The organism is Geodermatophilus sp. Leaf369 (genome assembly GCF_001424455.1).
In the GTDB taxonomy this organism is placed as follows: Bacteria; Actinomycetota; Actinomycetes; order Mycobacteriales; family Geodermatophilaceae; genus Klenkia.
The window spans coordinates 1,540,970-1,563,276 of the sequence record NZ_LMQA01000001.1 but is presented as its reverse complement, the minus strand read 5'-3'; the positions used below and the strand labels follow the sequence as shown (position 1 = coordinate 1,563,276).

The window sequence follows — 22,307 nt, the reverse complement described above, 5'->3', positions numbered from 1 at the left end:
ACCGGGCCCGGGGCACGCCGGGAGTCCGCCCGTCCGTGCTGTCGGTCGCCCGTCCCGGCACCCGACCGGCGGGGTCGGGGAGCGCTCACGACGACGGCTCGTCGTCGGGTGCGAACGCCCAGCCCGGCGGGCGCTGGGTGCGGGCGCCCAGCAGCTCGTCGACCAGCTCGTCGACCGAGGCGTGCGCGGTCGAGGGCTGCCCCCCGGCGCCGGTGTCGCCCGGACCGGTGGCCGGGGCGGGGGTGCCGGTGCGGACCCGGTCGCGGCCGGTGCGCTTGGCGGAGAACAGGTGCAGGTCGGCGCTGTCGAACAGCTGCCGCCAGCTCTGCGGTCCGGTCTGGTCCGGGTGGGTCGTGGCGATGCCGATGCTCACCGTCACCGGTCCGGCGAGGTCCAGCTCGTCCCACGGGCACTCGACGACGGCCACCCGCAGCCGCTCCATGGCGACCACGGCCTGCGCCTCGTGCGCCCCGGGCAGGATCACCAGGAACTCGTCGCCGGCCCAGCGGAAGACCTCGTCGCCGGTGCGGCAGTGCAGCCGGAGCAGGTCGGCCAACCGGCGCAGGACGGCGTCCCCGTGCAGGTGGGAGTTGTCGTCGTTGACCGACTTGAACCGGTCGACGTCGACCACGGCCAGCGAGGCGGTGGTGGTGGTCAGGTCGAGCTCGGCGAGCCGGCGCTCGGCGCTGCGCCGGTTGCCCAGCCCGGTGAGCGGGTCCTCCATGGCGTGCCGGCGCATGAGCGCGGCCTGCCGCTCGGCCTCCCGCAGCCGGCTGCGGCGGACGAACATCTCCGCCCACAGCTCGCGGCTGCGCAGTGCCACCTGGGAGGCCTCGGCCCGGTAGGCCTCCAGCCAGTGCAGGGCCTCGGCGGCCCGGCCCAGCGCGGCGGTGGCCTGGCCGAGCTCGAGCAGGCACTGCCGGTGCCGGCGGCGGTCGCCCACGGCGGCGAACGCGCCGGCCGCGGCGACCAGCAGGTCGGTGGCCTCGTCGGCCAGCCGGACCGACGCGGGCGCCTCGGTGCTCCCGACCCGGGTGGCCTCGCGCTGGGCGGTGCGGGTGAGCAGCCGGGCCAGGGCCAGGTCGGCGTACCCGAGCAGCCACAGCCCGCCCTCGGCCTCGATCCGGCCGCGCACCCGGCGCAGGGCCGGGAGGGTGTCGTCCAGGTCGTCGGCCAGGGTCAAGGCCCAGCCGTGGACGACGGCCAGCAGGTCGCTCTCGGCGTCCGGGGGCTCCCAGTCCAGCGCGGTCGCGGCGTGCGAGCAGCGCAGCGCGACTGCGGCCAGCCGGGCAGCACGGACCTCGTCCCCCCGGCGGTGCACGGTCTGGGCCAGCTCGGCGTGCTGCTGGGCGCACAGCCGCAGCAGCCGCCAGCGGTCGGCGACCCCGCCCAGGGCGGTGGCGACCCGGTGACCGCGCAGCGCCTGGGCGACCGCGAGCTCCTCCAGGTCGAGCCGGGTGAGGGCCAGGGAGAGCCAGTGGTGGGCCTGGTGCAGCTCGCGGCTGGGGTCGTCGGCGGGCACCTGGTCGGTGAGCAGGCTGGCGTCGACGGCCAGGTGCATGGCGGCGTCGGAGCGGTCGCCGCTGACCTCCAGGTGCGCCAGGTAGGCCAGCGTCAGGGCCCGCTCGGCGTCGGCCGGGCACAACTCGGTCGCCGCGCGGGCGGCCGCGACCTCGGCGGCTGCGGCCTCCAGGTCGTGGGTGGCCAGCAGGCGGCGGGCGGCGAAGGCGTGCGACCAGGCCACCCAGCGCGGGGTGCCCGCTCCGGTGAGGTCGGCCTCGACGGCGGCCAGGGTGTCCAGGAACGCGTGGGCGTCCTCCCGGTCGCTGGCCTCGAGCAGGGTCCAGCGCGCCTGGGCGAGGAAGGCGTCGTCGACGAGGGCCGGGATGCCGGTGCTCACCACGTCCTCCACTCACCTGTGGGTCGCCCGGACGCGCGGGGTCCCCGCGTCCGTGCTCCCGGCCGGTGGCGAGGCAGCTCCCCCCGGGTCGGGGACTGGACCCGACCCGGCCGCACTACCCTCGTCGGATGCCTCAGCAGCACCCGACGCGGTTCGCCTATCTGGGGCCCGAGGGTACCTTCACCGAGGCGGCCCTCCGCAGTCTCGGTGCCTCCTCCGAGGGGGAGCGGCGACCGGCCGCCAGCGTGCCCGCCGCACTGGCCGCGCTGCGCGCCGGTGAGGTCGACGCGGCCTTCGTCCCGATGGAGAACTCGGTCGAGGGATCGGTGTCCCCGACCCTGGACGGACTGGCCGCCGGGGACCCCGTGGTCATCACCGGTGAGGTGTTCCTGGCCGTCGACTTCGTGCTGGCCGTTCGCCCCGGTGTCGGGCTGGACGGGGTGGGCTCGGTGGCCAGCCACCCGCACGCGCTGGCCCAGACCCGCGGCTGGGTGGCCGAGCACCTGCCCGCCGCCGACGTCCTCGCCGCGGCCTCCACCGCCGACGCGGCCCGGCTGGTCGCCGAGGGCGCCTTCGACGCCGCCGTCTGCCCGGCGCTGGCCGCCGAGCGCTACGGCCTGGACGCCGTCGCCACCGGCCTGGCCGACCACCCCGGGGCGGTCACCCGCTTCGTCCAGGTGGAGCTGCCGGGCCGGCTGCCGGCGCCCACGGGTGCGGACAAGACGACCGTGCACTGCGTGGTCACCGACCGGACCGGGGCGCTGCTGGACCTGCTCACCGAGTTCGCCGTCCGCGGGATCAGCCTGACCCGGCTGGAGTCCCGGCCCACCCGGGAGCGGCTGGGCGTCTACTCCTTCTCCCTCGACGTGGAGGGCCACGTCGCCGACGCGCGGATGGGCGACGCGCTGGCCGCGCTGCACCGGCGGTGCGAGGAGGTCCGGTTCCTCGGGTCCTACCCCCGCGACGACGGCCAGGCGCCCAAGCCCGTGCTCGACGCCGACGGCGACCCGGCCTTCGGTGCCGCGGCCGACTGGCTCGCCGACCTGCGCCGGGGCCACTGACCCCGCTGCGCACACCCCGGCTCCGGTCATGGTCACCCAGTGTGCTGCGCCCAGAGCCTGGTGCAACCCCTGCGTCCTCGATCGATGGACGGACGGGTCCTTCACACGTGCGCTGTGTCACCCACGAGGGTCTCGGCAGCGTCCACCCGGGCGCGGGTGGCCACGGTGGTGCCGCTGAGCACCCCGCCCGGGCTGCGTCGTCCGGGCAGCACGAGGACGGCGAGGAGCAGCACCGCCAGCCACGCGGCGATCGCCAGGCCGGTCTGCCGCGGGGTGTCGGCCAGGTCCACCAGCACCGCGAGCGGGGCCCAGTGCAGCACCGAGCGCAGCAGCACCCGGACGCGCGGGGCCGCCGTCGTCCCGGTCCGGTCGGCGACGGTCAGCCCCACGGCGGCCTGACCCGGGGTGCTGCGGTGCCGGCCGAGCAGGGGGAGCAGGCCGACCAGCAGGACGGGGACGGCGTAGCCCGCGCCCGCGCGCAGGGTGTCGAAGGTGGTGGTGTCCAAGGCGGCGGTACCGGCCACCGCGGCCACCCCGAGGGTCAGGGTCACCGTGGCCAGCCCGGCGGCCGCCACCAGGGCCAGCAGGTCCACGACGACGGCCAGCCCGCGGCGGGGCAGCGTCGGGGGCTCCAGGTCCGCGGCGGGGGCCGGCACCGGGTCGGGCAGCAGCCGGCGGGCCGGGGCGGCCAGCAGACCGCCGATCAGGGCGCCGAGGGTGTTGGTGAGCAGGTCGTCGACGTCGGCCACCCGGTACGGGCAGGGGTAGGCGCCGAGGACCGCCGTCCCCTGGGTGGTCTCGATGCCCAGCGAGACGGCCGCGCCCAGCAGCACCGCGGGGAGCAGCCCGACGCCGAAGCGCCAGCGGGCCAGCACGCCGAGCGGCACGAACAGCACGACGTTGAGCAGCACCTGGAGCACGGCCGGGTGGGTCAGGAAGCCCAGCGGGTCGCTGCCGGAGGCGCGGGCCAGGGCGTCCTGGACCGAGCCGAGGGGAACCAGCTGCCAGGTGGCGCTGCGCGAGCAGGCGCCGGGTGGCTCGTCGGGCAGCGGGAACAGGGTGAACGCGACCAGCCCGCAGGCGTAGAGCCCCACCGCGGTCGACACGGCCGCCGGCCAGCCGCGCAGCCGGCCGTACCGGCGGTACTGGGCGGCCAGCCACGGCAGGAACGTGACGGCGACCAGGCCGGCGAACAGGAAGACCGCGACGAACGCCGAGGCCAGCCAGAGGGTCATGCGCGGGTCAGAGGTAGAGCCCGGTGGCTTCCTCGATGCGCTCGGCCGCCACGGCGTGCACGTCGCGCTCGCGGAGGATCACCAGGTCCTCGCCGTGCACCTCGACCTCGTGCTGGTCCTCGGGGGAGAACAGCACCTGGTCGCCGACCTTGACCTGTCGCACGTTCGCGCCGACCCCGCGCGCCTCACCCCAGATCAGCCGCTTGGCGACCTGGGCGGTGGCGGGGATGAGGATGCCGCCGGAGCTGCGCCGGTCGCCGGCGTCCTTGCGCAGGGAGACCAGCAGCCGGTCGTGCAGCATCTTGATCGGCAGACCGGTCTGCGAGGCGTCGTCGGGCACGTCGTCACGGTAAGCGGATGGAACGGCCCCGTCGCAGGGGCCCGCGGCGAGCGGAGCGAGGTGTGGGGGGCGACGGGGTCCTTAGTCCCAGCCGAGTTCGTGCAGCTTCTCCTCGTCGATGCCGAAGTGGTGCGCGATCTCGTGCACCACGGTGATCGTGACCTCGTCGGCGACCTGCTCGGCGGTCTCGCAGACGTCGCAGATGGCCTCCCGGTAGACCATGATCCGGTCCGGCAGCTGGCCGGAGAGGTCCCAGCTGCGCTCGGTCAGCGCGTAGCCCTCGTAGAGGCCCAGCAGCGTGGGCTCGTCCTCGTTGCGGTCCTCGACGAGCACCACGACGTTGTCCACCAGGGCCATCAGCTCGGCCGGCACCTGGTCGAGGGCGTCGGCGACGAGGTCCTCGAACTCCTCGAGCGGGAGGGCCCTCACCAGCTGGTCGGCAGCGGGCGGCCCTCCTCGTAGCCGGCCGCGGACTGCACCCCCAGCACAGCACGCTCGTGCAGCTCGTCGACGGTGCGGGCGCCGGCGTAGGTGCAGCTGGACCGGACACCGGCCACGATCTGGTCGACGAGGTCCTCGACGCCGGGGCGGGCGGGGTCCAGGTACATGCGGCTGGAGCTGATGCCCTCCTCGAACAGCCCGGCGCGGGCGCGGTCGAAGCCGGACTGGGTCGACGTCCGGGCCTTGACGGCGCGGGCCGAGGCCATCCCGAAGCTCTCCTTGTAGAGCCGGCCGGTGCCGTCCTCGTGGACGTCGCCGGCGCTCTCGTAGGTGCCGGCGAACCAGGAGCCGACCATGACGCTGGCCGCGCCGGCGGCCAGGGCCAGGGCGATGTCGCGGGGGTGCCGGACCCCGCCGTCGGCCCACACGTGCTTGCCGGCCTCGCGGGCGGCCGCGGCGCACTCCTCGACGGCGGAGAACTGCGGGCGGCCGACGCCGGTCATCATCCGGGTGGTGCACATGGCGCCGGGGCCCACGCCGACCTTGACGACGTCGGCGCCGGCCTCGATCAGGTCGCGGGTGCCCGCCGCGGTGACCACGTTGCCGGCCACGACGGGCGTGGAGCCGGCGACCGAGCGGGCGGCGCGGACGGCCTCGACGGCCTTGGCCTGGTGGCCGTGCGCGGTGTCCACGACGAGCACGTCGACGCCGTGGGCGAGCAGTGCCTCGGCCTTGCCGGCGACGTCGCCGTTGATGCCGACCGCGGCGGAGGTCAGCAGGCGACCTCCGGCATCGAGGGCGGGGGAGTAGAGCGCGCTGCGCAGCGCGCCCTTGCGGGTGATCACGCCGACGAGGCGGTCGCCGTCGACGACGGGGGCGGCGTGCACCCGGGCCTCGGAGAGCACGTCGAAGACCTTGGGCAGGTCGGTGCCGGCGGGGATGGTCAGCGGGTCGGCGGCCATCACCTCCGACAGCTGGGTGAACCGGTCGACGCCCTGGCAGGCGCCGTCGGTGACCACGCCGATCGGGCGGCCGTGCTCGACCACGACGACGACGCCGTGCGCGCGCTTGGTGAGCAGCTGCAGCGCCTCGGCGACCGTGGCGGTCGGCGCCAGGGTGATCGGGGTGTCGTAGACCGGGTGCCGGTCCTTGACCCAGCCGACGACCTCGCCGACGACGTCGGTCGGGATGTCCTGCGGGAGGACGGCGAGCCCACCGCGCCGGGCGATGGTCTCGGCCATCCGCCGGCCGCTGATCGCGGTCATGTTGGCCACGACCACCGGGATCGTGGTGCCCACCAGGTCCGGCGTGGTCAGGTCCACCTCGAGCCGGGAACCGATGGTCGAGTCGTTGGGGACCATGAACACGTCGGCGTACGTGAGGTCCGTGGCCGGGCGCTGGTCGTTCAGGAACCGCATGACCCCATCGTCCCGCACCGGGCCCCCCACGCACAGCAGCGCCCTTCTCCCTCCCTCCCTCCTCCCCTCCCCGGTGATCACGGGGTTGTCGCCAGGGACGCGCCGACCACCAGCGTGTCGTCCGGCGAGAACCCCGTGATCACCGCGGAGAGGGGGGAGCGGGGAGGGGGAGGGGACCGCCTCGCGGACCCGTCGGTCCTGTGATCGGATTGCAGGCGCCGGGGCCGTGTGGTGAACAGGCAGTGACTTCACAGGCTCTCGGCCAGCGTAAAGATCTCTTACGTGGGTAGGCTCCCTCGGAACGTCGCACCGCCTCTCCTGGGCGCGCGGCCCCACCGAGTCGAGGTCCCCACCCGTGTCCGCACTGCTCTTCGGTTCCATCAGCACCCTGGCCGACACCTCCGAGCTCCAGCGCGAGTCGTTCAACGAGGCCTTCGCCGCCCACGACCTGGACTGGCGCTGGGACCGCGAGGACTACCGCGAGATGCTCCGCGGCAACGGCGGGGCCGACCGCATCGCCGGCTACGCAGCCGACCGCGGCCAGGACGTCGACGCCGCCGCCGTGCACGCCACCAAGTCCGAGCTGTTCCAGCAGAAGCTGGGCCGCGGCGGCCTGACCGCCCGCCCGGGCGTGCTGGAGTCCCTGCGCAGTGCCAAGCAGGCCGGCGCCAAGGTCGCGCTGGTCACCACCACCTCGCCGGAGAACGTCGTCAGCCTGGTCCAGGGCGTCCAGGACCTGCAGCTCGACGACTTCGACCTCGTTGTCGACAACTCCGTGGTCAGCGAGTCCAAGCCCGACCCGGCCGCCTACACCCACGCGTTGAGCGCGCTGGGCGTGGACGCCGCCGACGCCGTCGCCGTGGAGGACAACACCGGCGGGGTGCAGGCCGCGAACGCCGCCGGGATCACGGTGCTGGCCTTCCCGAACGAGAACACCGCCGCGCACGACTTCAGCGCCGCCTCCCGGGTGGTCGACCACCTGGACCCCGCCGAGCTGCCCGCCGGGCTGCAGGCCTGAGCACCAGGAGACCCCGATGACCACCCTCAGCTCCAGCGTGACCCGCCAGGACGGCGGCTTCACCGTCGAGGCCGTGCAGAAGACCGAGTACCGGCTCGTCCCGGTCGACGGCGTGTTCAAGCCGGAGAACGAGCAGCTCGCCGACTGCTACCGCGCCGCCGGCCGCTGCCTCGCCGTCGTCGACGAGAACGTGCTGGCCCTGCACCGCGAGACGATGCAGGCCTACTTCGACGCCCACGGCATCGCGCTGACCGTCATCCCGGTGGCCATCGCCGAGACCGACAAGACGCTGGCCACCCTCGAGCGCCTCGTCGACGCCTTCTCCGCCTGGGGCCTGCTGCGCACCGAGGCCCCGCTGGTCGTCGGCGGCGGCCTGGTCACCGACGTGGCCGGCTTCGCCTGCGCCTCCTACAAGCGGTCCACGCCCTACATCCGCATCCCCACCACGCTGATCGGCCTCATCGACGCCAGCGTCTCGATCAAGGTCGCGGTGAACCACGGCAAGGCCAAGAACCGGCTGGGCGCCTACCACGCCAGCTCCACGGTCTTCCTGGACTTCTCCTTCCTGGCCTCGCTCGCCGAGGACCAGGTGCGCAACGGCATGGCCGAGCTGATCAAGATCGCCGTCGTCGCCAACCGGACCGTCTTCGACCTGCTCGACGAGCACGGCGAGGACCTGCTGCGCACCCGTTTCGGCCACCTCGACGGCACCCCGGAGATCCGCAAGATCGCCGACCAGGTCACCGACGAGGCGATCGACACCATGCTGCAGCTCGAGGTGCCCAACCTCGCCGAGCTCGACCTGGACCGGGTGATCGCCTACGGCCACACCTGGAGCCCCACGCTGGAGCTCACCCCGGAGATCCCGTTCTTCCACGGGCACGCGATCAGCGTCGACATGGCCTACTCGGCGACCCTGGCCGCCGCGCGGGGGTACATCACCGTCGCCGACCGCGACCGGGTGCTCGCGCTGTTCAGCCGGCTGGGCCTCACGATCGACACCCCGTACCTGACCGCGGACCTGCTGCAGGAGTCCACCAAGTCCATCCTGCAGACCCGCGACGGCCTGCTGCGCGCCGCGGCCCCCAAGCCGATCGGGGAGTGCACGTTCATGAACGACGTGGACGACGCCGAGCTGGCCCGCACCCTCGACCTGCACCGCGAGGTCGTGTCCGCGCTGCCCCGCGAGGGTGCCGGTGTCGACGCGTTCATGGTCCCCCGCACGAGCCCCGTCGTCGCCGCACCGTGACGGTGTCGGCAGGGCTGCGTCCGGTCACGCCGCTGGGCATCCTGGCGGCGCGGCTGGACGCGGTCTGCGGGCGCCTGGACGGCGTGCCCGAGGAGGTCCGCGCCGAGCTCGAGGGCATCCGGGACCTCGCGGTGGGCTTCGAGCCCTACCTCGAGGCACAGACGACTCCGGAGTCCCCGGCGCTCGCCCTGCTCGCCGAGCGCACCCTGGCCGCGGCGTGGTCGGGTTCGCTGGAGGCCGAGATGCTGTCCGGGCACGTGGAGGGCCGCTTCCTGGCGTTCCTGCTGCGCACGGCGCGGGCCCGTCGGGTGCTGGAGGTCGGCATGTTCACCGGCTACTCGGCGCTGGCGATGGCCGAGGCGCTGCCCGCCGGCGGTGAGGTCGTGGCCTGCGAGCTCGACGCCGACGTCGCCGCCTTCGCCCGGGAGTGCTTCGACGAGTCCCCGGACGGCGGCACGATCGACGTCCGGGTCGGCCCGGCGGCGGACACGCTGGCCGCGCTGGTCGCCGAGGGGCAGGTGTTCGACGTCGTCTTCGTCGACGCCGACAAGGCCGGGTACGCCGGCTACCTGCAGACCGTGCTGCACGGCGGCCTGCTGGCCGACGGCGGTCTCGTGGTCGTGGACAACACGCTCATGCAGGGCCAGCCCTGGGCCGGGGACCGCACCGCCAACGGCGAGGCCATCGCCGCGTTCAACGACGCCGTCACCGCCGACCCCCGGGTCGAGCAGGTGCTCGTCCCCCTCCGCGACGGGATCACCCTGATCCGCCGCACCGACAGCTGAGGACCCCCGTGCACACCACCACCCTCCAGCCGCTGGGCGCCGAGCTCACCGACACCGACATCGCCGCGCTGACCGACGAGCAGATCGGCGAGGTGCGCAGCCTGCTCGCCGAGCACGGCGTCGTCGTCTTCCGCGACCAGCACGTCGACGACGACGCGTTCCTGGCGTTCCTGCAGCGCTTCGGGCCCCTGACCTTCACCGCCGGGGAGACCCCGGTCGACGGGTTCCCCGACCTCAACGTGATCAGCAACGTGGGCCGCACCGAGCCGCCGCGCAGCACCTTCCACGTGGACAGCTCCTACCTCTCCACCCCGCCGGCCTACACCGCGCTGCGCGCCGTGGAGATCCCCAGCCAGGGCGGGGAGACGGTGTTCACCAACCAGTACCGGGCCTACGAGACGCTCGGCGACGACGTGAAGGCCCGGCTCGAGGGCGCGACCATCACCCACGTGGTGACCGGCATCGACCCGAGCCTGCTGACCGAGGACGACGAGACGCAGGCCGAGCACCCGGTCTTCCGCCCGCACCCGCTCTCGGGCCGGACGGCGCTCTACATGTCCACCCCCAAGCGCTGCGCCGCGGTCAGCGGGCTGGACGACGCCGCGGCCGCCGAGGTCGTCGCGGAGCTGTACGCGCACTCGACCACCGAGGAGAACAGCCACGCGCACCGCTGGGCCCCGGGCGACGTCGTCATGTGGGACAACGGCTGCGTGCTGCACCGCGGCGACCACTCCGTCGTCGTCGGCGACCGGGTGATGCACCGCGGCATGGTCGCCGACTACGGGCTGGACCGCTGACCACCCGACCCCGGCCCACCCCGCTGCGGTCGCTGGGGGCACTGGCGGCGCTGACCCTCACGCTGCCGGTGGACCTCGCGGTGACCGCAGCGGCGCTGGTCAGCACCCGCGCCGCGCGCCCCGCACCGGCGGCGGACCGGAAGACCGTGCTGATCAGCGGCGGGAAGATGACCAAGGCACTGCAGCTGGCCCGGTCCTTCCACGCCGCGGGGCACCGGGTGGTGCTGGTGGAGAAGGACACCTACCGGTTCACCGGGCACCGCTTCTCCCGCGCCGTCGACGCCTTCCACGTCGTCCCCGACCCACGGGACCCCGGCTACGCCGACGCGCTGCTGCGCATCGTGCAGGCCGAGGGCGTGGACCTGTACGTGCCGGTCTGCTCGCCGGTCGCCTCGGAGTTCGACGCGGCGTCGGCGGAGGTGCTCGCCGGGCACTGCGAGGTGCTGAGCCTCGAGCCGGAGATGGTCCGCACGCTGGACGACAAGCACCGGTTCACCGAGCTCGCCGCCTCGCTGGGGCTCAGCGTGCCCGACACGCACCTGGTGACCGACCCGCAGCAGGTCCTCGACTTCGACTTCAGCGGCCGGCCCAGGCCCTACGTGCTCAAGTCGATCGCCTACGACCCGGTGCACCGCCTGGACCTCACCCAGCTGCCGCTGCCCACCCGCGCGGCGACGCGTGCGTTCCTCGCCGGCAAGCCCATCTCGGCGGACAACCCGTGGATCCTGCAGGAGTTCGTCGCCGGCGCGGAGGTCTGCACGCACTCCACCGCCCGGGACGGCGTCGTCACCGTCTGGTGCTGCTGCCCGTCCTCGGCGTTCCAGGTCAACTACGCGCAGGTCGACCGGCCCCGGATCCGGGAGTGGGTGACCACCTTCGTCCGCGAACTGGGGTTGTCCGGGCAGGTGTCCTTCGACTTCCTGGAGGAGGCCGACGGCACCCCGTTCGCCATCGAGTGCAACCCGCGCACCCACTCGGCCATCACCATGTTCTACGACCACCCCGGGCTCGCGGACGCGTACCTGGAGCCGCGGGACACCCCGCTGGAGCCGCTGCCCACCAGCCGGCCGACCTACTGGAGCTACCACGAGCTGTGGCGGGCGCTGAGCTCCCCGCGCACCGCCGCCGAGCGCTGGCGGGTGGTCCGGGAGGGCAAGGACGCCGTGTTCGACCGGGCCGACCCGCTGCCCCACCTCGTGCTGCACCACGTGCAGATCCCGCTGCTGCTGTGGAAGAACCTGCTGACCGGCGGCGCGTGGAACCGGATCGACTTCAACATCGGCAAGCTCGTCATGCCGGCAGGGGACTGAGATGACCACCCGCGTGCTGCACCTCGTCGGCTCGCCCACGAGCGCCTTCATGGACGACCTGTCCCGGCTCTACGCCGCCGACTGCCTGGCGAACGTCGGCCCGGGCTGGGAGCACGTGGTCGCCCACGTCTCGCCCGACGGCTCGTGGCGCTTCCCCGAGACGCTCGACGCCCTGGCCGATGCCGAGCCGATGCCCATCGGGGCGGGCATCGCCCGGCTCACCGCACTGGACGTCGACGTCGCGCTGCCGCAGATGTTCTGCATCCCCGGCATGACCCACTACCGCTCGCTGCTGGACACCCTGGGCATCGCCTACGTCGGCAACGCCCCCGACGTGATGGCGCTGGGTGCGCACAAGGCCCGGGCCAAGGCCGTGGTGGCCGCTGCCGGCGTCCGGGTGCCGGACGGCGAGGTGCTGGCGCGCGGGCAGGAGCCCACGCTCGCGCCGCCCGTCGTCGTCAAGCCGGTGGACGCCGACAACTCCCACGGCGTGACGCTCGTGCACGACACCGACGACTACCCGGCCGCCCTGGCGGCCGCCTGGGAGCACTCCGACGGCGCCCTGGTCGAGCAGTTCGTGCCGCTGGGCCGCGAGGTGCGGTGCGGCGTCGTCGTCCGGGACGGCGAGCTCGTACCGCTGCCGCTGGAGGAGTACGGCCTGGGCGAGGGACGGCAGGTGCGCACCGCGGAGGACAAGATCCGGCGCGCGGACGACGGCACCCTGGGCCTGATGGCCAAGGACACCCCGACGGTGTGGATCGTCCCGGCCGACGACCCGGCCAACGCCGCCGTCTGGGAGGCCGCGCGGGCCTGCCACGTCGCCCTGGGCTGCCGGGACTACTCGCTGTTCGACTTCCGGATCGACCCCGACGGCGTGCCGTGGTTCCTCGAGGCGGGGCTCTACAACTCCTTCGCCCGGCAGAGCGTGATCCCGACGATGGCCCGGGCCGCCGGCATCGAGCTGCCCGAGCTGTTCGCCGCCGGCATCGCGGGCGCCCTGGCCCGCTGAGGCCGGCACCTACGATCAGACCCGTGATCGACCTGCGACTCGTCCGCGAGAACCCCGACCTCGTCCGCGCCAGCCAGCGGGCCCGGGGTGCCGACGAGTCCCGGGTCGACGCCCTGCTGGCCGCCGACGCCGAGCGCCGCGCCGCCGTGCACCACGCCGACCAGCTCCGCGCCGAGCAGAAGGCGGCGTCCCAGGCGGTGAAGAAGGCGACCCCCGAGGAGCGGCCCGCCGTCCTCGAGCGTGCGAAGGCCCTGGCCGCGGAGGTCAAGGCCGCCGAGGAGGCCACCCGCGCCGCCGACGAGGCGCTGCGCGCCGCGCACCTGGTGATCGCCAACGTCGTGGCCCCCGAGGTGCCGCCCGGTGGTGAGGACGACGCCGTCACGATCCGCACCGTCGGTGAGGTGCCCACCTACGACTTCGAGGTCCGCGACCACCTGGACATCGGCACCGCCCTGGGCGCGATCGACATGGAGCGCGGCGCCAAGGTCTCCGGCGCCCGGTTCTACTTCCTCACCGGCCCCGGCGCGATGCTCGAGTTCGCGCTCGCCCAGCTGGCCATCACCCGCGCGGTGGCCGCGGGCCTCACCCCGGTCGTGGCCCCCGCGCTGGTCGGGCCGAAGGCGATGGAGGGCACCGGCTTCCTCGGCGAGCACGACGAGGAGGTCTACCGGATCGAGCGCGACGACCTGTACCTGGTCGGCACGAGCGAGGTGGCCCTGGCCGGCATGCACGCCGACGAGGTGCTCGACCTGTCCGCCGGTCCGAAGCGGTACGCCGGCTGGAGCTCCTGCTTCCGCCGCGAGGCCGGCTCCTATGGCAAGGACACCAAGGGCATCATCCGGGTGCACTGGTTCGACAAGGTCGAGATGTTCAGCTTCTGCGCCCCGGAGGACGCCGAGGCCGAGCACCTGCGGCTGCTGCAGTGGGAGGAGGAGTTCCTCCAGGCCCTCGAGCTGCCCTACCGGGTGGTCGACATCGCCGCCGGCGACCTCGGCACGAGCGCGGCCCGCAAGTTCGACATCGAGGCGTGGTTCCCCACCCAGGGCACCTACCGCGAGCTGACGTCGACGTCGGACTGCACCACCTTCCAGGCCCGCCGGCTCTCGATCCGCTCCCGCGACGCCGACGGCAAGCCGCAGACCGTCGCCACCCTGAACGGCACGCTGTGCGCGATCGCCCGCACCATCGCCTGCCTGCTCGAGGTGCACCAGCAGGCCGACGGCTCGGTGCACGTGCCGGTCGCGCTGCGCCCGTGGCTGGGTGGCCACGCCGTCCTGAGCCCCGGCATGTCGCTGGTGCCCACCGCGTGACCGCACACATCCCGGCCCGCGCCGCCAACACGCTCCCGAAGCACTCCGGCGGCGAGGGCAGCGACCTGGTCGTCGAGCTCGGCGACCTCGGGCCCTGGCGGCCGAAGCTCGTGGCCACCGACCTCGACGGCACCCTGCTCACCAGCCAGGGCGTGGTCAGCGACCGCACCCGCGCCGCGATGGACGCCAGCTGGGCGGCCGGCGTGCCCGTCGTGGGGGTCACCGGCCGCGGCCCGCGGCTGCTCGACAGCGTCCGGACGACGCTCGGTGGCCGCGGGGTCGCCGTGCTCGCGCAGGGCGGCTTCGTCGTCGACCTGGACTCCGACGAGGTGCTGCGCACCGTCGGGCTGCCCCGGGACGAGGCGCACGCCGTCATCGCCGCGATCGAGGCGGTCACCGGTCCGTTGGTCATCGCCGTCGAGGACGCCGCCACCCAGAGCGAGGCGCTCAGCCCGCTGCGGGTGCAGCACGGCTTCGACTGGCCCTACCCCGAGCCCGCCGACCTGCTGCCCCGCGAGCACGTGCTGCCCGACGGGCCGGTGCTCAAGGTGTTCCTGCGCTCGGAGACCCTCGACCAGGACGAGCTGCTCTCCCTCGCGCTCTCGGTCACCGACTCCTCGGCCGCCGAGGTCACCCACGCCGGGCTGGGCTTCATCGAGGTGCTGCCGCCGGGGATCACCAAGGCGACCGGTCTGGCCGTCGCGCTGGAGCGCTTCGGCGTGCCGATGGCCGACGTGGTCGTGTTCGGCGACATGCCCAACGACCTGCCGATGATCCTGGCGGTCAACGAGGCCGGTGGCCGGTCGGTCGCCGTCGCCAACGCGCACCCGGCCGTGAAGACCGCCACCACCCACCGCACCAGCGGGCACGACGCCGACGGCGTCGCCCGCTACCTGGAGGCGCTCGCGTGAGCGACTGGAAGCCCAAGCTCATCGCCAGCGACATGGACGGCACGCTGCTGCGCAGCGACGAGACCGTCGCGCCGGCCACCCTCGAGCAGATCGAGGCCTGGGGTGCCGACGGCGTGCCGTTCGTGCTGGCCACCGGCCGGCCGCCCCGCTGGATGGTCGGCATCCGCGAGGTCATCGGCACCGGCACCGCGGTCTGCTGCAACGGTGCGGTGATGCTGGACCTGGGCGCCTTCGAGGTCACCCACGAGCGCACCGTGGCCCCCGAGGTGCTGCAGCAGATCACCGCCGGGCTGCGCGCGGCCCAGCCGGGCACCTGGTTCGCCGTCGAGTACGGCCTGGAGTTCCGGCACGAGCCGGTGTACCAGCCGCGGTGGGACGTCAACGCCCCCGGCGTCGCCCAGGCCACCCTGGAGGAGATGGTGTCCGCGCCGGTCGCCAAGCTGCTCGCCCGGCACGAGGACCTCTCCCGCGAGGAGTTCATCGCGCTGGTCGACGAGGTGGTCGGCGACCTGGCCACGGTCACCAACTCCTCCTCCGACGCCCTGGTGGAGATCTCCGCGCTCGGGGTCAGCAAGGCCACCGGGCTGGCCGACGTCTGCGCCGAGCTGGGCATCACCGCCGGGGACGTCGTCTTCTTCGGGGACATGCCCAACGACGTCGAGGCCTTCCACTGGGTGCGCGAGGGCGGCGGCCGGGCGGTCGCCATGGGCAACGCACACCCCGACGTCCTCGCCGCGGCCACCGACGTCACCGACACCAACGACGAGGACGGCGTGGCCGTCTTCCTCGCGTCGCTCCGCTAGAGCCGGGTCAGCTCCGTCGCGGCCAGGGTGGCGGGGTCGGCCAGCAGGTCGATCGCGGTCACCCGGCCCTCCTCCACGGTGAAGGCGAAGACCACCCTCACCTCGCCGCGGTGCTGCCAGGCCGCGCCGGCCCAGCCGTCGACCGCCAGCACCCGGGCGGCCCGGGCCGCGCCGTCGAAGAACGCGGCCACCGTCTCCCGCCCGGTCAGGTCCGGGGAGCCCATCGCGGCCGCAGCCCCGTCGGCGCGGACGACGGCGCCGGGGTCGAGCAGCTCCAGCAGGCCCTGCAGGTCGCCGTCCCGGGCCGCGGTGAGGAACGCCTCGACCACCCGCCGATGGGCCTGCCGGTCCGCGGCGGTGTCCTCGCCGGGCCGCTGCACCCGGCGCCGGCCGCGGCTGGCCAGCTGACGCACCGCGGCCGGCGACCGGCCGACCACCGTGCCGATCTCCTCGAAGGGGACCCCGAACAGGTCGTGCAGCACGAACGCCAGCCGTTCGGCCGGACGCAGGCTCTCCAGCACCACCAGCAGCGCGGCGCCCACCCGGTCGGCCAGCTCCGCCTCGGCCTCGGGGCCCGCGTCGGCCGCGGGCAGGTCGACGTGCTCGGCGACGGCGTCCTCCCGGCGGCTGCTGCGGGCCCGCAGCTGGTCCAGGCAGATCCGGGAGACCACGGTGGTCAGCCAGCCGCGCAGGTTCACCACGTCGGAGGTGTCGGCGCGGGCCAGCCGCAGCCAGGTCTCCTGCACCGCGTCGTCGGCCTCGTGCGCGGAGCCCAGCAGCCGGGTGGCGACCGCCCGCAGGTGCGGGCGGTGCTCCTCGAAGGCGGTGGCCGGCAGGTCGTCCACGTCAGGTCCTCACGTCGGTGTCCGTCACCCCCCTGACGTGCCGCGCGGTGCGATCGTGACACCGCCGGGGCGGCGCCGGGGGTGCCGGCGTGCCCATGATGGCGTCGTGGCCGAGCCCGAGGTGTCCGGACGGGCGCCCACGGTGCTGTCGGTCGGTGCGGCGGCGGCCCGGCTGGGCGTCGCCCCGGAGACGCTGCGCAGCTGGGGTCGGCGCTACGGGCTGACCCCCAGCGGGCACACGGCCGGCGGGCACCGGCGCTACGACGACGCCGACCTGGACCGGCTGCTCCGGATGCAACGGCTCGTCGCCGAGGGCTGCAGCCCGGCCGCGGCCGCCCGACAGGTGGTGGCCGGGTCGCAGGACGAGCCGCCGACCCGGCGCCCCGGGCGGCCCCGCCGACGCTCGGGTGCCGGTGGCACGGTGCTCGCCCTGCCCGACGCGCCCCCCGAGGCCCGCGGCCTGGCCCGGGCGGCTGCCCGGCTCGACGCCGACGGGGTGCACGAGATCCTCGGCGACCTCCTGGTGTCCCGCGGCACCGTCGCGACCTGGGACGACGTCCTCCGGCCGCTGCTCGTGGCCGCCGGGGTGCGCTGGGAGCAGACCGGCGCGGGCATCGACGTGGAGCACCTGCTCAGCGAGGCCGTGACCGAGTCGCTGCGGGCGCACCGGTCCTGCCAGCCCCGCCCCGAGCCCGGCCGCGGGGTGCTGCTCACCTCACCGCCGGGGGACTGGCACGTCCTCCCGCTGCACGTGCTGGCGGCTGCACTGGCCGAACGCCGGGTGCCCACCCAGGTGATGGGCCAGCTGCCCGCGGCGGCCCTGGCGTCCGCGGTGCGGCGGACCGGGGTCTCCGGGGTGTTCGTCTGGAGCCAGCGCCCCCGGGGCGGGGACGAGGTGGCGCCCCGCTTCCCGGTCGACGCGCTGCCACGCACCCGCAGCGGGCGGGTGCTCGTGGCCGGTGGCCCGGGCTGGGCCGGTGCCTCCCCGGACCCGCGGGTGACGCTCTCGGCCGACCTGGCCCACGCCGTGCGGGTGCTGGCCGCCGCCCCCCGGTGAGGGACCGACGTCCCGAACCTGTGCAACTGGACGCGTCGCCTGCATCGGCGTAAACCCCGCTTACCGGAAACGGTCGGTCCCGTCACGAGGCGGGACCGGGTCCCCCTCCCGTGAGGCCCCCGATGGTCCAGGCATCCGCCGTCAACATCCCGTCCCTCTCCGCCGGCAACTTCGCCACGGTCTACAACCTGTTCTCCCTCGCGATCGCCTGTCTGCTCTTCACCGCGCTGTACCTCGTGGTGTCCCAGCGGCAGGTGGCGAAGCAGTACCGCAACGCCGTCATCGTGTCGGCGACCGTCTGTGCGATCGCCGCGTACCACTACTTCCGGATCTTCAACAACTTCGAGGCCAGCTACCCGGCCGGCGAGACGATCGACTCCGCGCACCAGCTCTCGAACATCGAGTTCAACGAGGGCTACCGCTACGTCGACTGGTTCCTGACCGTCCCGCTGCTGCTCCTGGAGACCGTCGCGGTGCTCGCCCTGGGCCGGGCGGCGTCGAAGAAGCTGCTGTTCAAGCTCATCCCGGCGTCCGCGCTGATGATCGCGCTGGGCTACCCCGGCGAGATCACCAACGAGGTCGTACCGCGGCTGGTGTGGGGCACGTTGTCCACCATCCCGTTCCTCTACCTGCTGTACGTGCTCTTCGTCGAGCTGTCCAAGTCGCTGGACCGGCAGCCCGAGGAGGTCAAGCACACGATCAAGATGCTCCGGATCGCGTTGGTCGGGCTGTGGGGCGTCTACCCGATCGCCTACCTCTTCCCGATCCTCGGCGGGGACTTCTTCGGTGGTGAGGGCGGCTTCGTGCTCAAGCAGGCCGGCTACTCCATCGCCGACATCCTGGCCAAGGCCGCCTACGGGCTGGCGATCTACAAGGTGGCCCGGACGAAGAGCCGGATCGAGGACCCGGAGTACGACGACCACCCGGACACCGTGCACGACGGCAGCCACCAGGCGATCGTCGACGAGCCGGTCGGCGCCTCGCGCGCCGGCCGGGCGAACCGGACCGCACGGACGAGCTGACCCGTGCTGCAGACCACCGGGCAGACCCGGACCCCGCGCGGGTCCGGGCCTGCTGGGCGGGCCGGGCGGGCCCGTCCCTCGGTCGCCCTCGGCCGGGCCCTGGTCCTGCTCGTCCTGGCCGCCCAGCTGCTCGACCCGGACCTGGTGGCCCGGGCCGCCCCGGTGCTGGCGATGGTCGGCATCGTGCTGGGCGTGCCGCACGGCGCCGTGGACCACATGGTCCCGTTCTGGACCGGAGGGCGGCGGCCGACGCCGGCCACGCTCGCCTCGGTGCTGGCCGGTTACCTGGCCGTCGCCGCCCTCGCCGCGATCGCCCTGCTGCTCGCTCCCACGGTCACCGTCACCGCGTTCCTCCTCGTCTCGGTCCTGCACTTCGGCCGTGCCGAGGCCGTCGTCTGCGCCGAGGACGCGGGCCGCCCTGTCCCCGGCCCGCTCCAGGACGTCGCGACGACGCTCGCGCACGGCCTAGCCGTGGTCGGTCTGCCGCTCGTGCTGTGGCCCCAGGAGTCCGCCCGGGTGCTGGGCCACCTCGCCCCGGCCTGGGGCGTCCCGCTCCCCACCTCGGCCCGCGTCCTGCTGGGTCTGGTCCTGGTCGGCGCCGTGCTGCTCTCGGCCGCCGGCGCGCTGCGCCGCGGCCGGCCGGTGGAGGCCGCCGAGCTGGTGATGGTGGTGGCGCTGTTCACCGTCGTCCCCCCGCTGGCCGCCTTCGGGGTCTGGTTCGCCGGCTGGCACGCGCTGCGGCACACCGCCCGGCTCGTGGCTCTGGTGCGCGGCGGCCCCTCCGCCCCGGGACCCGCCCGCGCGGCCGGCCGGGTCGCGCTGCACGCCGCCGTCCCGACCGTGGTCAGTCTGGGCGCCGTCGTCGTGCTGGCCGGGCCCGCGGCCTCACCCGCCGCGGTGGGTGCGGCGCTCGCCGTGGTGCTGGCGCTGACCTTCCCACACGTCCGGACGGTCGCCGCCCTGGACCGCTCGGCCCGTCAGAGGTACTGACCGCCGCCGGGCTGCTGCGGCATGCCGGGCTGCGGGGCGCCGCCGGGAAGCGCCTTGCGGCGCATCTCCTCCAGCTGTGCCCGGGCGGCCATCTGCTGGGCGAACAGCGCGGTCTGGATGCCGTGGAAGACGCCCTCCAGCCAGCCGACGAGCTGGGCCTGGGCGATCCGCAGCTCGGCGTCCGACGGGGTCACGCCGTCGGTGAAGGGGAGCGTGATCCGCCCCAGCTCCTCGCGCAGCTCGGGCGCCAGGCCCTTCTCCAGCTCGCGGATCGACGAGGCGTGGATGTCGCGCAGCCGGTTGCGGCTGGCCTCGTCCAGAGGTGCGGCGCGGACCTCCTCGAGCAGCTGCTTGATCATCGTGCCGATCCGCATCACCTTGGCGGGCTGCTCGACCAGGTCGGCGATGCCGCCCTCGCCGTCGGCCGGCATGGGCATGGTGCCGACGGGCTGGCCGTCGGGACCGACGACGACGATCTGCTGGTCCTGGCTCTCCGGCCCCGCTGCTGTCATGCCCCCATCTTGCCCTCCGCGGGTGGTTGCTGAACGTGACGGATCGACCCCTCACCGCGCGACCCGCCGAGTTAGGGTCTGGACCATGTCACCGGGGGCCGCACGGCTGGACGTCGCGCGCGTCCGCGGGCTCTTCCCCGGACTCTCCGACGGGTTCGTGCACGCCGACGGCCCGGCCGGCTCGCTGGTGCCCGAGAGCGTGCTGCGCGCGGTCACCCAGGCCATGCGGGTGCCCATCGCCAACCGCGGCGGGGTGTTCCCCTCCTCGGCCCGGGCCGAGCAGCTGGTCAGCGGTGCGCGGTCGGCCGTGGCGGACCTGGTGGGCGGGGTCCCGCAGGGCGTCGTCCTCGGCCCGAACATGACCTCGCTGACCTACACGATGGCCCGCACGCTGGCCAAGACCTGGCGGCCCGGCGACGAGGTCGTGGTCAGCCGGCTCGACCACGACGCGAACGTGCGGCCCTGGGTGCAGCTGGCCGAGGAGGCCGGGCTGCTGGTCAAGTGGGCCGAGGTGGACATCGAGTCCGGTGAGCTGCCGGACTGGCAGTACGACGAGCTGCTCACCGACCGCACGAGGCTGGTCGCCGTCACCCTGGCCAGCAACGCCATCGGCACCCGGCCCGACGTCCGGTCGATCGCCGACCGGGCCCACCAGGTCGGCGCGCTGGTCTACGTCGACGGCGTGCACGCCGCCCCGCACGGGCTCATCGACCTCGCCGCCACCGGGGCGGACTTCCTGGCGCTGTCGGCCTACAAGTGGTGTGGTCCGCACGTGGGCGCCCTGGTCGCCGACCCCGCGCTGCTGGAGTCCCTCGTCCCGGACAAGCTGGTGCCCTCCTCGGACCGGGTGCCGGACAAGTTCGAGACCGGCACCCCCGCCTTCGAGCTCTACGCCGGGGTGTCCGCGGCGGTCGACCACCTGGCCGCCCTGTCCCCGGACGCCACCGGCACCCGCCGCGAGAAGCTGGCCACCTCGATGGCGGCGGTCGGCCGGTACGAGGCCGAGCTGTTCGACCGGCTGGACCGCTCGCTGCGCTCGATGGCCCACGTGCAGGTGCTCGGCTCACCGCTCTACCGCACGCCCACCCTGTCGTTCACCGTCTCCCGGATGCGACCCCGCCAGGTGGCCACCGAGCTCGCCAGGCAGACGATCTGCGCCTGGGACGGCGACTACTACGCCCGCGAGCTCTTCGACGCCCTGGGGGTCAACGAGACCGGCGGCGCCGTGCGGCTGGGGCTGCTGCACTACAACACCGTCGAAGAGGTCGACCACATGATCGAGAGCATCTCCGCCCTCCGCTGATCACTCGTTGACGAGCAGCACCTTGCCGATGTGCGAGCTCTCCTCGAGCACCTGGTGGGCCTCGGCGGCGCGGGCCATCGGCAGGCGGCGGTCGACGATCGGGCGGACGACGCCGCGCTCGACGTCGGGCCACACGTCGTGCAGCACCGCGGCAACGATGTCGGCCTTGGAGTGCCGGCCGGTCGCGGGGCGGCCGCGCAGGGCGGTGGCGTGCACGGTGCCGCGCTTGCGCAGCAGCTTCCCGAGGTCCAGCTCGCCCTTCACCCCGCCCTGCATGCCGATGACGACGATCCGGCCATCGGGGGCCAGCACGTCGACGTTGCGGGGGAGGTACGCAGCGCCCATGTTGTCCAGCACCACGTCGGCCTGGCCGACGGCCTCGACGAAGTCCTGGGACCGGTAGTCCACCAACACCTCGGCGCCCAGTTCGCGGCAGAAGTCCAGCTTGGCCTGGCTGCCGGCCGTCGTGGCCACCCGGGCGCCGGCCCGGACGGCGAGCTGGATCGCCATCGTACCGATGCCCGAGGACCCGCCGTGCACCAGGAACGTCTCCCCGCGCTGCAGCCCGGCCAGCATGAACACGTTGGACCAGACGGTGCAGACCACCTCGGGCAGCGCCGCGGCGGTGGCCAGCTCGACCCCGGCGGGCCTGGGCAGCACCTGACCGGCCGGGACGGCGACCCGCTCGGCGTAGCCACCGCCGGAGAGCAGGGCACAGACCTCGTCGCCGACCGTCCAGCCGGTGACGCCCTCGCCAACCTCGGAGACGATCCCGCTGCACTCCAGCCCGAGGATCTCGCTGGCGCCCGGGGGCACCGGGTAGTTGCCCTGCCGCTGCAGCAGGTCGGCCCGGTTGACCGCGGTGGCGACGACGTCGATGACCACCTCGCCGGCGCCGCAGACCGGGTCGGGGGCCTCACCCCAGACCAGGACCTCGGGGCCGCCGGGGGAGTCGATCGTGATCGCGCGCATGCGCTCGACCGTAGGCCGC

The 22,307-nt window shown here is 74.3% G+C and carries 22 protein-coding genes; 14 read left to right on the top strand and 8 right to left on the bottom strand.

Going from position 1 to position 22,307, the window contains the following annotated elements; all coding sequences use genetic code 11:
* Nucleotides 1-85 precede the first annotated feature (85 nt).
* Entirely contained in the window at nucleotides 86-1,900 is a 1,815-nt protein-coding gene (locus ASG36_RS07725; RefSeq protein WP_235494694.1) for a GGDEF domain-containing protein, read from the bottom strand.
* Nucleotides 1,901-2,028: 128 nt separating this feature from the next.
* Here ASG36_RS07725 and pheA point away from each other — a divergent pair, with 128 nt between their 5' ends.
* Nucleotides 2,029-2,961: a prephenate dehydratase gene (gene pheA / locus ASG36_RS07720; RefSeq protein WP_055761518.1), complete on the top strand. Its 933-nt coding sequence runs from the start codon at nucleotides 2,029-2,031 to the stop codon at nucleotides 2,959-2,961.
* A gap of 101 nt (nucleotides 2,962-3,062) precedes the next feature.
* Here pheA and ASG36_RS07715 read toward each other — a convergent pair whose 3' ends face one another.
* From ASG36_RS07715 to ASG36_RS07700, 4 genes are all read right to left on the bottom strand, one after another.
* Nucleotides 3,063-4,196, bottom strand: a complete 1,134-nt coding sequence (locus tag ASG36_RS07715; RefSeq protein WP_055761515.1) for a VanZ family protein — start codon at nucleotides 4,194-4,196, stop codon at nucleotides 3,063-3,065.
* 7 nt (nucleotides 4,197-4,203) lie between these two features.
* Entirely contained in the window at nucleotides 4,204-4,536 is a 333-nt protein-coding gene (locus tag ASG36_RS07710; RefSeq protein ID WP_235494691.1) for a co-chaperone GroES, read from the bottom strand.
* Between the two features lie 81 nt (nucleotides 4,537-4,617).
* Nucleotides 4,618-4,965, bottom strand: a complete 348-nt coding sequence (locus ASG36_RS07705) for a metallopeptidase family protein (protein ID WP_055761512.1) — start codon at nucleotides 4,963-4,965, stop codon at nucleotides 4,618-4,620.
* Entirely contained in the window at nucleotides 4,962-6,395 is a 1,434-nt protein-coding gene (locus tag ASG36_RS07700) for a GuaB1 family IMP dehydrogenase-related protein (RefSeq protein ID WP_055761509.1), read from the bottom strand. The genes ASG36_RS07705 and ASG36_RS07700 overlap by 4 nt, the downstream gene beginning before the upstream one ends.
* A 355-nt stretch (nucleotides 6,396-6,750) precedes the next feature.
* On the opposite strand from ASG36_RS07700, the gene ASG36_RS07695 reads away from it, so the two are divergent.
* From ASG36_RS07695 to ASG36_RS07655, 9 genes are all read left to right on the top strand, one after another.
* Nucleotides 6,751-7,413 carry an HAD family phosphatase gene (locus tag ASG36_RS07695; protein WP_055761506.1) on the top strand — a complete coding sequence of 221 codons (663 nt, stop codon included), beginning with the start codon at nucleotides 6,751-6,753 and terminating at the stop codon, nucleotides 7,411-7,413.
* 16 nt (nucleotides 7,414-7,429) lie between these two features.
* Nucleotides 7,430-8,662: a sedoheptulose 7-phosphate cyclase gene (locus tag ASG36_RS07690; protein WP_055761503.1), complete on the top strand. Its 1,233-nt coding sequence runs from the start codon at nucleotides 7,430-7,432 to the stop codon at nucleotides 8,660-8,662.
* The gene (locus ASG36_RS07685; RefSeq protein WP_200944361.1) at nucleotides 8,659-9,447 is read left to right on the top strand and encodes an O-methyltransferase; all 789 of its coding nucleotides are present in this window, start codon (nucleotides 8,659-8,661) and stop codon (nucleotides 9,445-9,447) included. The genes ASG36_RS07690 and ASG36_RS07685 overlap by 4 nt, the downstream gene beginning before the upstream one ends.
* Nucleotides 9,448-9,455: 8 nt before the next feature.
* The gene (locus ASG36_RS07680) at nucleotides 9,456-10,244 is read left to right on the top strand and encodes a TauD/TfdA family dioxygenase (protein WP_055761500.1); all 789 of its coding nucleotides are present in this window, start codon (nucleotides 9,456-9,458) and stop codon (nucleotides 10,242-10,244) included.
* A gap of 68 nt (nucleotides 10,245-10,312) precedes the next feature.
* Entirely contained in the window at nucleotides 10,313-11,554 is a 1,242-nt protein-coding gene (locus tag ASG36_RS07675) for a hypothetical protein (protein ID WP_235494690.1), read from the top strand.
* A 1-nt stretch (nucleotide 11,555) separates the two neighbouring features.
* Nucleotides 11,556-12,563 carry a D-alanine--D-alanine ligase gene (locus ASG36_RS07670; protein ID WP_055761498.1) on the top strand — a complete coding sequence of 336 codons (1,008 nt, stop codon included), beginning with the start codon at nucleotides 11,556-11,558 and terminating at the stop codon, nucleotides 12,561-12,563.
* Nucleotides 12,564-12,586: 23 nt separating this feature from the next.
* A complete protein-coding gene (gene serS / locus ASG36_RS07665; RefSeq protein ID WP_055761495.1) occupies nucleotides 12,587-13,873 on the top strand; it encodes a serine--tRNA ligase in 1,287 nt (428 codons plus the stop codon).
* The gene (locus tag ASG36_RS07660) at nucleotides 13,870-14,784 is read left to right on the top strand and encodes an HAD family hydrolase (RefSeq protein WP_235494688.1); all 915 of its coding nucleotides are present in this window, start codon (nucleotides 13,870-13,872) and stop codon (nucleotides 14,782-14,784) included. Before serS ends, ASG36_RS07660 begins: the two co-directional genes overlap by 4 nt.
* Nucleotides 14,781-15,587 (top strand): Cof-type HAD-IIB family hydrolase, encoded by an 807-nt coding sequence (locus tag ASG36_RS07655; protein ID WP_055761492.1) that lies wholly within the window; start codon nucleotides 14,781-14,783, stop codon nucleotides 15,585-15,587. The genes ASG36_RS07660 and ASG36_RS07655 overlap by 4 nt, the downstream gene beginning before the upstream one ends.
* On the opposite strand, the gene ASG36_RS07650 is transcribed toward ASG36_RS07655, so the two are convergent.
* Nucleotides 15,584-16,432: a sigma-70 family RNA polymerase sigma factor gene (locus ASG36_RS07650; protein WP_055761489.1), complete on the bottom strand. Its 849-nt coding sequence runs from the start codon at nucleotides 16,430-16,432 to the stop codon at nucleotides 15,584-15,586. The two genes, ASG36_RS07655 and ASG36_RS07650, sit on opposite strands and share 4 nt — an antisense overlap.
* Before the next feature lie 106 nt (nucleotides 16,433-16,538).
* Here ASG36_RS07650 and ASG36_RS21850 point away from each other — a divergent pair, with 106 nt between their 5' ends.
* The 3 genes from ASG36_RS21850 to ASG36_RS07635 all read left to right on the top strand — a co-directional run bounded on the left by ASG36_RS21850 (nucleotide 16,539) and on the right by ASG36_RS07635 (nucleotide 19,501).
* Entirely contained in the window at nucleotides 16,539-17,489 is a 951-nt protein-coding gene (locus tag ASG36_RS21850) for a MerR family transcriptional regulator (RefSeq protein ID WP_055761486.1), read from the top strand.
* Between the two features lie 122 nt (nucleotides 17,490-17,611).
* A complete protein-coding gene (locus ASG36_RS07640) occupies nucleotides 17,612-18,511 on the top strand; it encodes a bacteriorhodopsin-like (protein WP_082522845.1) in 900 nt (299 codons plus the stop codon).
* 3 nt (nucleotides 18,512-18,514) lie between these two features.
* Complete coding sequence (locus tag ASG36_RS07635) at nucleotides 18,515-19,501, top strand: Brp/Blh family beta-carotene 15,15'-dioxygenase (protein ID WP_055761481.1); 987 nt, start codon at nucleotides 18,515-18,517, stop codon at nucleotides 19,499-19,501.
* On the opposite strand, the gene ASG36_RS07630 is transcribed toward ASG36_RS07635, so the two are convergent.
* Nucleotides 19,489-20,013, bottom strand: a complete 525-nt coding sequence (locus tag ASG36_RS07630; RefSeq protein WP_055761478.1) for a bacterial proteasome activator family protein — start codon at nucleotides 20,011-20,013, stop codon at nucleotides 19,489-19,491. The two genes, ASG36_RS07635 and ASG36_RS07630, sit on opposite strands and share 13 nt — an antisense overlap.
* Before the next feature lie 85 nt (nucleotides 20,014-20,098).
* Between ASG36_RS07630 and ASG36_RS07625 the strand changes: the two genes are divergently transcribed.
* Complete coding sequence (locus ASG36_RS07625; RefSeq protein ID WP_055761477.1) at nucleotides 20,099-21,316, top strand: cysteine desulfurase-like protein; 1,218 nt, start codon at nucleotides 20,099-20,101, stop codon at nucleotides 21,314-21,316.
* Here ASG36_RS07625 and ASG36_RS07620 read toward each other — a convergent pair whose 3' ends face one another.
* The gene (locus ASG36_RS07620; protein WP_055761474.1) at nucleotides 21,317-22,288 is read right to left on the bottom strand and encodes an NAD(P)H-quinone oxidoreductase; all 972 of its coding nucleotides are present in this window, start codon (nucleotides 22,286-22,288) and stop codon (nucleotides 21,317-21,319) included. It lies immediately after the preceding gene.
* Nucleotides 22,289-22,307: the final 19 nt, after the last annotated feature.

Bases quoted from the DNA above. Each gene is read 5' to 3' on its own strand.
- ASG36_RS07620 (WP_055761474.1), bottom strand. From the start codon at position 22,288: ATGCGCGCGATCACGATCGACTCCCCCGGCGGCCCCGAGGTCCTGGTC.
- ASG36_RS07625 (WP_055761477.1), top strand. From the start codon at position 20,099: ATGTCACCGGGGGCCGCACGGCTGGACGTCGCGCGCGTCCGCGGGCTC.
- ASG36_RS07690 (WP_055761503.1), top strand. From the start codon at position 7,430: ATGACCACCCTCAGCTCCAGCGTGACCCGCCAGGACGGCGGCTTCACC.
- ASG36_RS07670 (WP_055761498.1), top strand. From the start codon at position 11,556: ATGACCACCCGCGTGCTGCACCTCGTCGGCTCGCCCACGAGCGCCTTC.
- ASG36_RS07630 (WP_055761478.1), bottom strand. From the start codon at position 20,013: ATGACAGCAGCGGGGCCGGAGAGCCAGGACCAGCAGATCGTCGTCGTC.
- pheA (WP_055761518.1), top strand. From the start codon at position 2,029: ATGCCTCAGCAGCACCCGACGCGGTTCGCCTATCTGGGGCCCGAGGGT.
- ASG36_RS07715 (WP_055761515.1), bottom strand. From the start codon at position 4,196: ATGACCCTCTGGCTGGCCTCGGCGTTCGTCGCGGTCTTCCTGTTCGCC.
- ASG36_RS07700 (WP_055761509.1), bottom strand. From the start codon at position 6,395: ATGCGGTTCCTGAACGACCAGCGCCCGGCCACGGACCTCACGTACGCC.
- ASG36_RS07640 (WP_082522845.1), top strand. From the start codon at position 17,612: ATGGTCCAGGCATCCGCCGTCAACATCCCGTCCCTCTCCGCCGGCAAC.